Raw genomic sequence first — 12,360 nt, 5'->3', positions numbered from 1 at the left:
GGCGGAAAAGGTATGAGGCGGGTGCCGCTGCCGGGACGTATCCAGAGATGAGGGAAAACTCGAGGGGAGTTTTGCCGCGGGCGGTCGGAAGCCACGGGGATCGCCAGGATTACACTCCCCTTGAATCCCTGCAGGGTTTTCCGAGCGATGGAACAGACATGGACAAAGAGGCCACAGCGGTTATTTCGGGCGTCGTCGATGTGCGTGACGTCCCGCTGAGCAGTCTGTGTGAGAACGACATGTGCGACGCGGAGCTGGAGGGCATGCTGCGCCGCGTCGTTCCCGACACCCCGAGGGTCTCCGTCGCGGCGTTCAACTCCGCCATCTGAATCTGACGGGAGGGCGGCGATGGTGCCGTTCCGCCAGTTCGTCCTCAAGGTCCACAGCAGGTGCGACCTGGCCTGCGACCACTGCTACGTGTACGAGCACGCCGACCGGAGCTGGCGCCGACGGCCCAGGGTGATGTCCGCCGAGACGATCGCCTGGAGCGCGTTGCGCATCGCCGAGCATGCCAAGAGCCACGCCCTCGACCGGATCACGGTCGTCCTCCACGGCGGCGAGCCGCTCCTGGCCGGCCACGCCAGGCTGCGGGCCGTCGCCGAGGCGATCGAGTCGGCGCTGGCCGGCACGTGCCGCCTCGACCTGCGCCTGCACACCAACGGGCTGCTGCTGGACGACGACTTCCTCGACCTGTTCGAGGAACACGGCATCAAGGTGGGGGTCTCGCTCGACGGCGACCGGGCCGCCCACGACCGCCACCGGCGCTACGCCGACGGCAGGGGCAGCCACGACAGGGTGGTCGGCAGGCTGGCCCTGCTGCGCCGGCGTCCGCACCTCTACGCGGGGTTGCTGTGCACGGTGGACGTGGCCAACGACCCGATCGCCGTCTACGAGGCGCTGGCCCGGCAGGCGCCACCGCGGGTCGACTTCCTGCTCAAGCACGCCACCTGGGACGACCCGCCGGAGCGCGGGGCGGGCGACTGGCTCGTCGCCGTCTTCGACAGGTGGGTGGCCGACGGCAGGCCGATGTCCGTGCGGCTGTTCGAGTCGATCGAGTCGACGTCGAGGGGTGGCCCGAGCACCACCGAAGCGCTCGGCCTGGAGCCCAGCGACCTGGTGGTCATCGAGACCGACGGCGCCTACGAGCAGGTCGACTCGCTGAAGACCGCCTACGACGGCGCCCCGGCGACCGGGCTTGACGTGTTCTCCCACCCGCTCGACGAGGTGGCCGGGCATCCGGGGATCGTGGCGCGGCAGCGCGGGATCGACGGGCTGGCCGAGGCGTGCCGGCGCTGCCCTGTGGTCGGCAGCTGCGGCGGGGGCCTCTACCCGCACCGCTACAAGGGGGGCGGCTTCGCCAATCCGAGCGTCTACTGCGCCGACCTGCTCAAGCTGATCACGCACGTGCGGGGGCGGCTGCGCCGTACGCACGAGCTGACGTCGGCGCAGCTCGGCGAGCTGGCCGCGGGGCACGGGAGCGCGGAGACGGTCGCGGCGCTGGCCGCGGGCCAGGCCAGCCTGCGCAGGCTGGCGCTGACGAAGGCCGCCGCGCCGGGCGCCGCGTGGCGCCTGCTGACCAGGATCGACGCCGAGCATCCCGCCGCGCTGGCCGCCGTGCTGGACCACCCGTACGTGCTGGCGTGGGCGGCCGGACACCTGGCCGGTACGGCAGGCCCCGCCCACCTCGGCAACATCGCGGCGGCCGCCGCGCTCAGGGCAGGTGTCACGGCCGAGGTCGAGGTGGAGGTGCGTGGCGGCGTCGGCTACCTGCCCGGCCTCGGCGCCTTCACCGGCATGACCGGCACCGTGGTGCGCCTCGACGGCGGGGGCGCCGAGGCGGGCGGGGCAGCCTGGGAGCCGTTGCGGCGGCTCTCGGCAGGGGGGATGGAGGTGGCGGTGGAGGACCTGGACCCCTACCGCGACTGCCACCAGTGGTCGCTGGCGCCGCGGCTGACCGGCGAGCAGGCGCGGGCGTGGCAGGAGCGGTTCGCCGCGGCCGTCCGGGTGATCGAGCGTGACCATCCCGCCTACCTGCCCGCGATCAGGGCGGGGCTGACCACGCTGACCCCGCTCAGCACGGTCGGCGGCGCCACCAGTTCGGCCTCCAGGCACGCGTTCGGCGCGATCGCCACCACGCTGCCGGACGAGGGGGAGAGTCTGGCTCTGCTGCTCCTGCACGAGTTCCAGCACGTGAAGCTGGGCGCGGTGCTCGACCTGTTCGACCTGTTCGACGCGCGCGACGCCCGGCTCTTCTACGCGCCGTGGCGTGACGATCCCCGCCCGCTGGAGGGACTGCTGCAGGGCGCCTACGCGCATCTGGCCGTCACCGACTTCTGGCGCCGGCGTGACGCCCGCGCCTTCGCCCGCTGGCGGGCGGACACCGCCATGGCCGTCGAGACGCTGCTCGGCGCGGGCACGCTGACCCCGCTGGGCGTGGCGTTCGTGGCGGGCATGCGGCGGAGCGTCATGCCGTGGCTGGACGAACCGGTGCCCGAGACGGCCGAGCGCGCCGCGCAGGAGGAGCGGGCGGCCCACCGCGGCAGGTTCGGATGACCAGGCGGGAGCTGTCCGGCCAGCTCAGCCGGCTGGGGGTGGCGGCCGGCCAGGTCCTGCTCGTCCACAGCGCGCTGCGCAGGGTCGGCGACGTCACGGCGGCGACCGCCGCGGCGGCGCTGCGCGACGTGCTGGGCGAGGAGGGCACGCTGGTCGTGCCCACGCAGACGGCCGGCAACTCCGACACCTCGCGCGAGCACCTGGAGCGGATCGCGGGCATGTCCCCCGGGCAGGTCGCCGCCTTCCGCGCGACGATGCCGCCCTTCGACCCGCTGACCACGCCGTCCACCGGCATGGGACGGCTGGCCGAGCACGTCAGGACCACCGAGGGGGCGGTGCGCAGCGCGCACCCGCAGACCTCCTTCGCCGCGCTGGGCCCCATGGCCGCCAAGCTGATGGACGGCCACGCCCGCGACTGCCACCTCGGCGAGCACTCCCCGCTGGCCCGGCTGTACGAGGCGAACGCGTGGATCCTGCTGCTCGGCGTGGGTTACACCGCCTGTACGGCTCTGCACCTCGCGGAGTACCGCCTGCCTGACCCGCCGCTCAGGACCTACCGATGTGTGGTGGAGGAAGGCTGGTGGGAATACCAGGACGTGGACCTCCAGGATGCTCACCTGACAGAACTGGGCGCCGATCTCGACAAAACGGATTTCTCGCGGAAAGGCGGTGTTGGCCGGGCAGAATGTCGTCTACTGCCTCTTGCGCCGATGGTGGATTTCGCAGTGAATTGGCTTGCCGTGAAATAGGAAGGAGGCGGGTTGCCCGAATCCCCGTACTTCTTTCTGAGCTACCGGCGCAACGACGTGAGCGACCTCTGGGTCGCTCGCTTCTTCAAACACCTGTCCGACGACGTGCGCGCCGTCGTCAACGTGGAGCAGCCGGGCTTCATGGACCGGCAGGTGCCGATCGGCGGGATCTGGCCATCACATGTCTCCCAGGCGCTGTCCACCTGCAGGGTCTTCGTGCCCGTCTACTCCATGAGCTACTTCGACAGCGAGCACTGCGGCAAGGAGTGGGGCGCCTTCAGCCGGCGCTGCGGTCCCGGCTCCGAGGCCATCCTGCCGGTGCTGTGGGCGCCGCTGTACGACACGCCGGTGCCGGAGTGCGCGGGCGTGCTCAACTACGAGCACGCCGCCTTCGGCAAGGAGTACGCCAGAAGCGGCATCTACGGGGTCATGAAACTGCGCCGCTTCCGCGAGGCGTACAAGGAGGGCGTCTGGTGGCTGGCGCGCAGGATCATCGAGGTCGGCAGGACGGTCCAGGTGCCCTACCAGGCCATCCCCGACTACCGGGAGCAGCCGAACGCGTTCGCGACCATCGAGACCGGCAGGCCGTACCACGTGACGGTGGTGGCGCCGTCCCTGAGCGCGCTGCCGGGTGATCGCGACCCCGGCTTCTACGGCAGGTCGCCGCTCGACTGGAACCCCTTCGCGGGCCCCGGCACGCTCGCCGAGGCGGCGGCCGAGGTCGTCAGGCGGCAGGGGCTGCGCCCCGTCGTCGGCACGCTGGAGGAGGCCGGCGGGCTCGACGGCGAGCAGGGGGTGGTGCTCCTCGACCCGTGGGCGCTGGCCGACGCGGGGGTGCGCGAGGCGGTGTCGCGGCTGACCGCGCCCGTGCTCGTGCCCTGGCCCGCGGGTGACACGCAGAGCGCGGCTGAGCGCGAGCGGCTGGAGGGCGCGCTGCGCGAGACGGTCCAGGCCAGGCCGATCTCCGACCTGGACGCGCTGGCCGACCTGATCAGGCAGGCGGAGTGGCGGCGGCTGCGCGAGGCGCCCGGCTATCCACCGCCTGGCCCGTCGAGCGAGAAACCGAGGTTGAGCGGTCCCGAGGAGTGGTCATGAGCGAGGGCAGGATCATCACGTTCTACTCCTACAAGGGCGGCACGGGACGCACGATGGCGCTGGCCAACGTGGCCTGGATCCTCGCCGCCAACGGCAGGAAGGTCCTGGCGCTCGACTGGGACCTGGAATCGCCCGGCCTGCACAGGTTCTTCCACCCCTTCCTGGACGCGGGGGTGATCAGCGCGACGCCCGGCGTCATCGAGCTGATCACCGACTACGCCTTCGCCGCGTTGCAGCCGGTCGAGCGCGCGGCCGACTGGCACCTGGAGTACACCCAGGTGCTGCCGCGCGCGGTGTCCCTGGAGTACGACCACTTCCCGGGCAGCGGCACCATCGACTTCATCTCGGCGGGGCGGCAGAACCGCGACTACTCCTCGCTGCTGTCCACCTTCGACTGGGACAACTTCTACGAACGGCTCGGCGGCGGCGTCTTCCTCGACGCGCTGCGCGCCGACATGCGGCGCCACTACGACTACGTGCTGATCGACAGCCGCACCGGGCTCAGCGACATCGCCGACATCTGCACCGTGCACTTCCCCGACGTCCTCGTCGACTGCTTCACGCTCAGCGACCAGAGCATCGACGGCGCGGCGGCCGTGGCCAGGCACATCGACCAGCGCTACGGCGACAGGGGCATCAGGATCCTGCCGGTCCCGATGCGCATCGAGTCGGGCGAGAAGAAGAAGCTCGACGCCGGGCGGGCGCTGGCGCGCAGGCGCTTCGCCGGATTCCCCAAGGGGACCGACGCCGAGGAGTACTGGGCCGCCATCGAGATCCCCTACGTGCCCTTCTACGCCTACGAGGAGACGCTGGCCACCTTCGGCGAGGTCGCCTCCTCGCCGACGTCCATCCTGTCCGCCTACGAGCGGCTGGCCGGCGCGGTCACCGACGGCGACGTCAACGGGCTGCCGCCGGTCACCGAGGAGGTCCGCGCCCACGTCCTGGCGCTGTTCGAGCGCAGGCCGCCCGAGCCGGAGGAGGAGGGGACGCTGGCGCTCGCCTACGTCCCCGAGGACCGGATGTGGGCCGACTGGGTCGCCGCGCTGCTGCGCCGGAGCGGTATGAAGGTCCTGCAGGTCAGCGCCGACCTGCCCGACTGGGAGCAGGCGCTGGCGGGCGCGGCCAGGACCGCCGCCGTGGTCTCGCCCGCCTTCCAGCGCTCGCCGAGGACCAGGCACTTCGTCGCGCAGCCGCCGCCCTACGTCGCCGTCTGCGTCGGCGACGTGCCCACCCAGGAGGGCGTCCGCATCGACCAGCTCGTCGAGGGTGAGGCGGCGCAGCTGCTCCTGCACGCCTTCGGCAGGGCCGGCCACACGCCCGAGCACCCCGCCGAGCCCGCCCCGATCGGCCCGCGCTTCCCCGGCACGCCGCCCAGGGTCTCCAACCTGCCGCCCCGCAACGCCGCCTTCACCGGGCGCGCGGCCGTGCTGGAGGAGCTGCGCAACCAGCTCGTCGGCACCGGCCAGGCCGTCGTCCTGCCGATGGCCCTGTACGGCCTCGGCGGCGTCGGCAAGACGCAGGTCGCGCTGGAGTACGCCTACCGCTTCATGGCCGACTACGACCTCGTGTGGTGGGTGTCGGCGGAGGAGCCCGCCGCCATCTCCGACAACTTCCTCGACGAGCTGGCGCCCAGGCTGGGGCTCAAGCCGGAGGACGCCACGGTCAGAGCCGTGCTGGAGGGGCTGCGGCGCGGCGAGCCGTACCCGAGGTGGCTGTTGATCTTCGACAACGCCACCGAGCTGGCCGAGCTCACCGACTATCTTCCGGTGAGCCCCGCCGGGCACGTGCTGATCACCTCGCGCAACCCCGCCTGGTCGAGCGTGGCCGCGCCGCTGGAGGTGGACGTCTTCAGCCGCGACGAGAGCGTCGAGCACCTGCGCGGGCAGGTGCCGGGGCTGGCCGAGAGCGACGCCGAGAAGGTGGCCGCGGCGCTGGGGTTCCTGCCGCTGGCCGTCGACCAGGCGGGCGCGTGGCTGCGGGAGACGGGCATGCCCGCGGGCGACTACGTCGAGCTGCTCGAGAGCGAGCTGACCAGGGCGCTGCCCACCTTCCGCGGCCCCAAGCCGGTCGCCGCCACCTGGAGCGTCTCGCTCGAACAGCTCAGGCGCCGCTCGCCCGCGGCGGTGCGGCTGCTGCAGCTGTGCGCGTTCTTCTCCGCCGAGCCCATCTCGATGACCATGATCTACAGCGACGAGATGGTGCGGCTGCTGCGCGAGCACGACGACACCCTGCGCGAGAAGCTCATGCTCGGCAGCGTCATCAGGGAGATCAGCAGGTTCGCGCTGGCGCGGGTGGACCAGGGCGACAACACCATCCAGGTGCACCGCCTCGTGCAGGCGGTGATCCGCAGCCAGATGGACGACGAGGCCCAGACGCGCGCCTGCCATGACGTGCACACCGTGCTCGTGGGCGCCCGGCCGCGCCAGGGCGACGTCGACGACCCGGAGAACTGGCCGCGCTACAGCCTGATCTGGCCGCACCTGACACCGTCGCGGGCCGCCGAGTGCGGGGACGAGGACACCCGCCAGCTCCTCATCGACTCGGTCCGCTACACCTGGAAGCGCGGCAACTTCGAGCGGGCGCTGGAGCGCGGCCGGCAGCTGGAGCGGGCCTGGCTCGACTCGTACGGGCCCGACCACTGGCAGACGCTCTACCTGCGCTTCCACCTGGCCAACGTGCTGCGGTCACAGGGCCGCTACAAGGCGGCGAAGGAGGAGGACGAGCAGGTCATGGCTCTGCAGAAGGCCACGCTCGGCGGGCGGCACCCGCACACGCTCATGACCTCGGGCAGCCTCGCCGCCGACCTGCGCGGCCTCGGCGAGTTCAGGCAGGCGCTCGCGCTCGACCAGAACACCTACGCCCAGTTCAAGGAGCTGTTCGGTGAGGAGCACCCGCGTACCCTCGCCGCCGCCAACAACCTGGCCGTCTCCTACCGGCTGGTCGGCGACTGCTTCTCGGCCCGGCGGATCGACCAGGAGACGCTGGAGCGGCGCAGGTCGGTGCTCGGCGCCACCCACCCCTACACGCTGTTCTCGCAGGCCAACCTGGCGCGCGACCACCGGGAGGCGGGCGAGTTCCGGGTGTCGGTCGAGCTGCTGCGCGACACGCTGGAGAAGTACCAGGACGTGCTCGGCGACGACTTCCTCGACACGCTGCGCACCGCCAAGAGCCTGGCGGTCTCGCTGCGCAAGGCCGGAGCGCAGAGCGAGGCGCTCGAACTGGCCAAGGACACCTACGACCGCTACGTCCAGCACTTCCCCGCCTCCCCCGAGACCAGGGCGGCCGAGCTGGAGTACGCCTGCTGCCTGTCGGCGCTGGACAACAAGCCGCAGGCGCGGCGCATCGCCACGGGGATCCTCGAGGAGTTCCGCGCCGGCCTCGGCGCCACCCACCCCTACACGCTCGTCGTCGCCAACAACCTGATCACCTACCTGCGCGGCACCGGCGCGGTGCGGGAGGCGTGCGAGCTGGGCGAGCAGACCCTGGAGGCCTTCAGGGTACGGCTGGCCGCCGACCACCCCTTCTCCCTGTCGTGCGCCGTCAACTACGCCAACTGCCTGGGCGACCTCGGCGACCTGGCCGCCGCCGAATCGCTCGAGCGCGACACCGCCGCCCTGCTCAGGGGCGTGCTCGGCGCGCAGCACCCCGACACGCTCGCCTGCCGTGCCAACCTCGCCGTCACCCTGCACTCGACGGGTCAGCAGCGCGAGGTCATCGGCCTGATGAGAGACGTGCTGGGCCCTGGACACCCCAACATCGAGTCGCTGCGCGAGTGGCGGCGCATCAACAGGGACCTCGAACCTCAGCCGACGTGACCAGCCAGCGCAGCACGTCGGGCAGCACCGACAGCGCGCCGAAGTGCGCCGCCCCGCGCTCCACGGCCACGACCGCGCCGGGGATCCGCTCGCCGAGCCAGCGGCAGTGCGCGACGGGGGAGAACACGTCGTCCTCGCCGTGCCACAACAGCGTGGGCGTCTCGATCACGGCGGGGTCGAATCCCCACGGCCGGATGAACGCCATGGCGTCGTCCACCCAGCCGTCGGCCGAGTGGCGCAGGCCCTCGGCGAAGTTGCGCCACAGCATCGTCCTGATGCCGTCGTCGGCCACCACCCTGCGGTCGGCCTCCGGTAACTCGTGGAACAGCCCCGCGACGAGCTGGGCGGGGTTGGCCCTGATCCGCCTGGCCGCCGCGCCGAGCCGTTCGGCGATCACGTCGTAGCCGGCGCAGGCGGCGCTGTACTCCACCACGTTCGACTCGGCCATCCCCTCGAACCAGTCGAGGCCCTCGGCGGTGCGCGGCGCCAGGCCGACGAGCACCGCGGCCTTCGACGTCCGTCCGGGCAGCAGCGCGGCGCAGGCCAGCGCGTGCGGCCCGCCGCCCGAGCGGCCCACGACGGCGAAGGTGTCGAGGCCGAGCGAGTCGGCGACCGCGCTGACGTCCTCGACCGCGTCGCTGACCCGGCGCCCGCGCGCGGGATCCGACCCGCCGTAGCCGGGACGGTCGAAGGTGATCAGCCGTACGCCGAGCCGGTACAGCACCGAGGCCCTGGGTCTGGGGCCGAGCCTGCTGCCCGGAGTGCCGTGCAGCAGGAAGACGGGATGGCCGGTGGGGGACCCCCATTCCTCGACGGCGAGCTTCCTGCCCCCGGAGGTGCGCACCATTGTCGTCACAGCTCCGGTTATGCCCAGAACGGTGAACTTATGTGGGCCGCGGCGGCTCGTCGTCACCTCCGACCTATTGTGGACAGCAACAATTCGTCACGCGGGGGGAGGCACGGCCATGGGGAGGACCGAAAGGCCAAGGCCAAGATCCAGGAGACGAAAGGCAAGGTCAAGCAGAGATTCGGCGAGATGACCGGCAACCGTTCGCTGCAGGCGAAGGGAAAAGCCGAAAAGGTCAAGGGCAGTCTCAGACTGGCCGCTGAGAAGACGAAGGACGCCTTCAGGAAGTGACCACGGCGAAAGACCGTCCGGTCTTTCGCTCAGGGGGCCATCGACGTGTGCCGGGCGCGCTCCAGCGGGTCGTCGGCGGACAGCGTCAGCGCGTCGACCTCGTCGATGGCCATGCACGCCGCGCCCAGCACCACGCAGTTCTCGCCCAGGGTCGACAGGCGGATCTCCGGCATCCGCAGGCACAGCGGCTCCAGCGCGCGGCGCAGCGGCTCCAGCAGCACGTCGCCCGAGCGGGACAGGCCACCGCCCAGCACGACCACTTCCGGATCGAGGGTGAGCACCATGGCCGCCGTGCCCACCGCCAGGTCCGCGGCGTACCGCTCGACGGCCGCCAGCGCGCCGGCGTCGCCCTGCCGCGCCGCGCGGAAGACCAGTCCGGCCACCTCGTCGGGCGCCGCTCCCGCGAACGACGGCGACCGCTCCAGGTGCTCGCCCATGCGCAGCCAGCCCACCGCGTCCAGCATGCCCACCTCGCCCGCCGCGCCGCCGAACCCGTGGTGGAGCCTGCCGTCCAGGACGACGGCGGCGCCGGGCCGCCGACCGGCATGCAGGTAGACCAGGTCGCGCACGTCGCGGGCCACGCCCATCCGCTGCTCGGCCAGCGCCGCCAGCCTGCTGTCGTTGCACACCAGGACCGGCGCGTCGAACGTGGCCCCGAGGTGCGCGATCAGGTCCACGCCCGCCCAGTCGGGTATCGCGTGGACGGCGGTCACCTGGCCTTTACGGTCGACCACGCCTACCGTCCCGGCGGTGACCGCCCAGACCTCGCCGGGCGCCAGGCCCGCCGTCTCCATGCAGGCGGCGACGGCACGGTCCACGGCGGCCAGCCGCTCAGGGCGCGGCACGTCGGGGCTGACCGGGGTCCTGCCGCTGGCGACGACCCGGCCGTCCAGGTCGGTGATCGCGGCCAGCACCTTGTGCACGCCGATGTCGAGCCCGAGGACGTGACCGGCCTCGAAACGGAAGCGGTAGCGGCGCGCGGGCCTGCCCATGGCACCCCGCGTGGGCGGCACCTCCATGATCCAGCCGCGCTCGCACAGGTCGGCGACCACCTCGACGGCCGACGCCCTGGACAGCCCGGTGCGCCTGGCCACCTCGGCGAGCGTCAGCGGATCGGCCCCGCGCAGCACCCGGAGGCAGGCCAGCGAGTTGAGATGGCGCAGCCGCCGGAGATCTCCGCCACCGATGTTCACAGCCCACCTCGCCGACCGGCCCACTAATGCAGGACTCCATTATTAGTCGCCGGCGGCGCGTGAGCGGCACCTGATCAGTCCTCGGGAAGCAGGGTCCCGAGCGGTCCGAGGTCGAGGTTGAGATCGGCCGGGGTCAGGCCGAACCGGTCGCACAGCTCGGTCATCGCCTCCTCCAGCCGCATCAGCGTCAGCCCGAGCACCTCGATCTGCTCGTCCGACAGGTCCCCCTGCTCCATCCGCCGCACGCACTGGCGCTCCACCAGCTGGCGGACGAGCTCGACCAGGGTCAGCACCAGGCGGGAGAGGTCGCGTTCCATGGCCTCGCGGTCGGTCTCGATGCGCACCCTGCTCGTGCGCGCCGTATGACGTGGTTCCATCGCGCTCTCACCTCCAGCCGGTGTCGTCGCCCGCCGTCGTGTCGCACTCCCGCACGGACATGATCAACGCCCGTACGGAGATCCGGACGAGGTCGATGTCGGCGATGGACAGGACCAGGTCGCCGCTCACGACCACCCCGCCGGCCAGCAGCCGGTCCAGCAGGTCGACCAGCGCCACCCGTTCGGGGGGAAGGCGGCCCTCCCTGGCCAGCTGGGCACCGCGCGGCTCCTCAAGCGTCACCGAGCACCTCCGGCTCCGCCGGATCGGCCAGATCGGTGAAGGAGTAGGGCGCCCAGGGACCGGTCAGCTCGACGTCCACACCCTGCCCGCGCAACCCCTCGACGGCGCGGGTGAACTCGCCGGCGCGGTCCCGCTCGACGAGGTAGGCGCCGTTGAGGATCATGAGCTCGCTGCGGCCCGACAGCTGCGGGTCCTGGGCGCGGTGCCGCCGGCTCCCGATGGCGAGGGACGAGAGCGCCTCGTGGATCTCCTCCGCGCGCGCGGCGGCCTTGCGCCACGACTCCTCGCGACCGCGAATGCTCTGCCGGCGCCGCCTGAGGTAGGCCGCTCCCGGGCCGCCCGCCTGCACCGTCTCCTCCTCGGGGGGAGCGGCGGCGGACAGGTCGACGTAGGCCTTCACACCCCACTCCTGCCGGTCGGCGATGCGGGCGAGCACCTCCACGAAGTCGTCGTGCCTGCGGCTGAGGAGCTGCCTGATCTGGTCGTCGCCGCTGTAGACGGTGACCAGCCGGACCGGCGCGGCCGGGCAGCCCTCCGCGACCGCCTCCACGACGTGATGGTGGGCCCTCGCGGTCCGGCCGAGCCAGTCGAGGTCCTCCATCGACCGCCGCAGCGGCTCCGCCCCGAACAGGCTCAGCGGGACGGTGCTCACGTAGGCCACCAGCCCGGCGTGCGCGACGGCCCGCACCGGCGTGCCGGCCACACCGACCAGGCCCTCAGGCACCTTGAGACCGAGGTCGCGGGTCACGGCGTAGAGGTAGGTCCCCGTGTCCCGCAGGGTGTCATTCGGTGTCTCGTTGGCTGTGTCGTTCACGCTGCTCGTCCGATCGTCCGGCCCGCAGGGACTGGCGCTCCTCTCGGCCCGCGCCCAGGGACTCGCGCTCCTCCAGCGCCTCGAGCCTGGCGCGCAGCCTGCGGTTCTCCTCCAGGAGGCCCCGGCTGTCGCCCGTGAGCCATGGGTCGTGCTCCCACCAGTCGATACCCATCTCCCTGGCCGTGTCGACGGAGGCGATCACCAGCCGCAACTTGATCGTGAGCAGTTCGATGTCCAGCAGGTTCACCCGGATGTCGCCCGCGATCACCACCCCCCTGTCGAGCACGCGCTCCAGGATGTCGCCGAGGTTGGCGGGCTCGCGCCCGCCCTGTCGCGCGGGAGAGGACATCGGTCGTACGGCAGGCGCGGAACGCGGGTCGGTCAT

At 72.1% G+C, this 12,360-nt stretch carries 12 protein-coding genes; 6 read left to right on the top strand and 6 right to left on the bottom strand.

The window, feature by feature from the left end; all coding sequences use genetic code 11:
• Positions 1 to 158: 158 nt before the first annotated feature.
• Genes ACWDLG_RS03435 through fxsT form a run of 5 tightly spaced genes read left to right on the top strand, consistent with a single transcriptional unit; the run spans position 159 to position 8,212 of the window.
• Entirely contained in the window at positions 159 to 329 is a 171-nt protein-coding gene (locus ACWDLG_RS03435; RefSeq protein ID WP_354921837.1) for a hypothetical protein, read from the top strand.
• Between the two features lie 19 nt (positions 330 to 348).
• On the top strand, positions 349 to 2,553 hold the full coding sequence (locus ACWDLG_RS03430) for an FxsB family cyclophane-forming radical SAM/SPASM peptide maturase (RefSeq protein ID WP_449915531.1): 2,205 nt from the start codon (positions 349 to 351) through the stop codon (positions 2,551 to 2,553).
• Entirely contained in the window at positions 2,550 to 3,302 is a 753-nt protein-coding gene (locus ACWDLG_RS03425) for an aminoglycoside N(3)-acetyltransferase (RefSeq protein ID WP_449915529.1), read from the top strand. Before ACWDLG_RS03430 ends, ACWDLG_RS03425 begins: the two co-directional genes overlap by 4 nt.
• 12 nt (positions 3,303 to 3,314) lie before the next feature.
• Entirely contained in the window at positions 3,315 to 4,397 is a 1,083-nt protein-coding gene (locus tag ACWDLG_RS03420; RefSeq protein WP_449915526.1) for a TIR-like protein FxsC, read from the top strand.
• Positions 4,394 to 8,212 carry an FxSxx-COOH system tetratricopeptide repeat protein gene (gene fxsT, locus ACWDLG_RS03415; protein ID WP_449915524.1) on the top strand — a complete coding sequence of 1,273 codons (3,819 nt, stop codon included), beginning with the start codon at positions 4,394 to 4,396 and terminating at the stop codon, positions 8,210 to 8,212. Before ACWDLG_RS03420 ends, fxsT begins: the two co-directional genes overlap by 4 nt.
• On the opposite strand, the gene ACWDLG_RS03410 is transcribed toward fxsT, so the two are convergent.
• Positions 8,181 to 9,059, bottom strand: coding sequence for an alpha/beta fold hydrolase (locus ACWDLG_RS03410; RefSeq protein WP_354921889.1), 879 nt, complete (start codon positions 9,057 to 9,059; stop codon positions 8,181 to 8,183). The genes fxsT and ACWDLG_RS03410 overlap by 32 nt on opposite strands.
• 78 nt (positions 9,060 to 9,137) lie before the next feature.
• On the opposite strand from ACWDLG_RS03410, the gene ACWDLG_RS03405 reads away from it, so the two are divergent.
• Entirely contained in the window at positions 9,138 to 9,350 is a 213-nt protein-coding gene (locus ACWDLG_RS03405; protein WP_449915523.1) for a CsbD family protein, read from the top strand.
• A 29-nt stretch (positions 9,351 to 9,379) separates the two neighbouring features.
• Here the strand turns inward: ACWDLG_RS03405 and ACWDLG_RS03400 are convergent, their stop codons facing one another.
• The 5 genes from ACWDLG_RS03400 to gvpJ all read right to left on the bottom strand — a co-directional run bounded on the left by ACWDLG_RS03400 (position 9,380) and on the right by gvpJ (position 12,360).
• Positions 9,380 to 10,543, bottom strand: a complete 1,164-nt coding sequence (locus ACWDLG_RS03400) for an ROK family protein (protein ID WP_449915521.1) — start codon at positions 10,541 to 10,543, stop codon at positions 9,380 to 9,382.
• A gap of 74 nt (positions 10,544 to 10,617) precedes the next feature.
• Complete coding sequence (locus tag ACWDLG_RS03395) at positions 10,618 to 10,920, bottom strand: gas vesicle protein K (protein ID WP_354921818.1); 303 nt, start codon at positions 10,918 to 10,920, stop codon at positions 10,618 to 10,620.
• Positions 10,921 to 10,927: 7 nt separating this feature from the next.
• Positions 10,928 to 11,161 carry a gas vesicle protein gene (locus tag ACWDLG_RS03390; RefSeq protein WP_449915519.1) on the bottom strand — a complete coding sequence of 78 codons (234 nt, stop codon included), beginning with the start codon at positions 11,159 to 11,161 and terminating at the stop codon, positions 10,928 to 10,930.
• A complete protein-coding gene (locus tag ACWDLG_RS03385) occupies positions 11,151 to 11,975 on the bottom strand; it encodes a GvpL/GvpF family gas vesicle protein (RefSeq protein ID WP_449915517.1) in 825 nt (274 codons plus the stop codon). Before ACWDLG_RS03385 ends, ACWDLG_RS03390 begins: the two co-directional genes overlap by 11 nt.
• Positions 11,944 to 12,360, bottom strand: a complete 417-nt coding sequence (gene gvpJ, locus ACWDLG_RS03380; protein ID WP_449915515.1) for a gas vesicle protein GvpJ — start codon at positions 12,358 to 12,360, stop codon at positions 11,944 to 11,946. The genes ACWDLG_RS03385 and gvpJ overlap by 32 nt, the downstream gene beginning before the upstream one ends.

It is taken from the genome of Nonomuraea sp. NPDC003727 (genome assembly GCF_053586935.1).
Note: the sequence above shows the minus strand (reverse complement) of the source record. Positions and strands in the feature narration are given on the sequence as shown.

Coding starts and splice junctions, on each gene's coding strand:
- ACWDLG_RS03435 (WP_354921837.1), top strand. CDS start 159: ATGGACAAAGAGGCCACAGCGGTTATTTCGGGCGTCGTCGATGTGCGT.
- ACWDLG_RS03430 (WP_449915531.1), top strand. CDS start 349: ATGGTGCCGTTCCGCCAGTTCGTCCTCAAGGTCCACAGCAGGTGCGAC.
- ACWDLG_RS03425 (WP_449915529.1), top strand. CDS start 2,550: ATGACCAGGCGGGAGCTGTCCGGCCAGCTCAGCCGGCTGGGGGTGGCG.
- fxsT (WP_449915524.1), top strand. CDS start 4,394: ATGAGCGAGGGCAGGATCATCACGTTCTACTCCTACAAGGGCGGCACG.
- ACWDLG_RS03410 (WP_354921889.1), bottom strand. CDS start 9,059: ATGGTGCGCACCTCCGGGGGCAGGAAGCTCGCCGTCGAGGAATGGGGG.
- ACWDLG_RS03395 (WP_354921818.1), bottom strand. CDS start 10,920: ATGGAACCACGTCATACGGCGCGCACGAGCAGGGTGCGCATCGAGACC.
- gvpJ (WP_449915515.1), bottom strand. CDS start 12,360: ATGACCGACCCGCGTTCCGCGCCTGCCGTACGACCGATGTCCTCTCCC.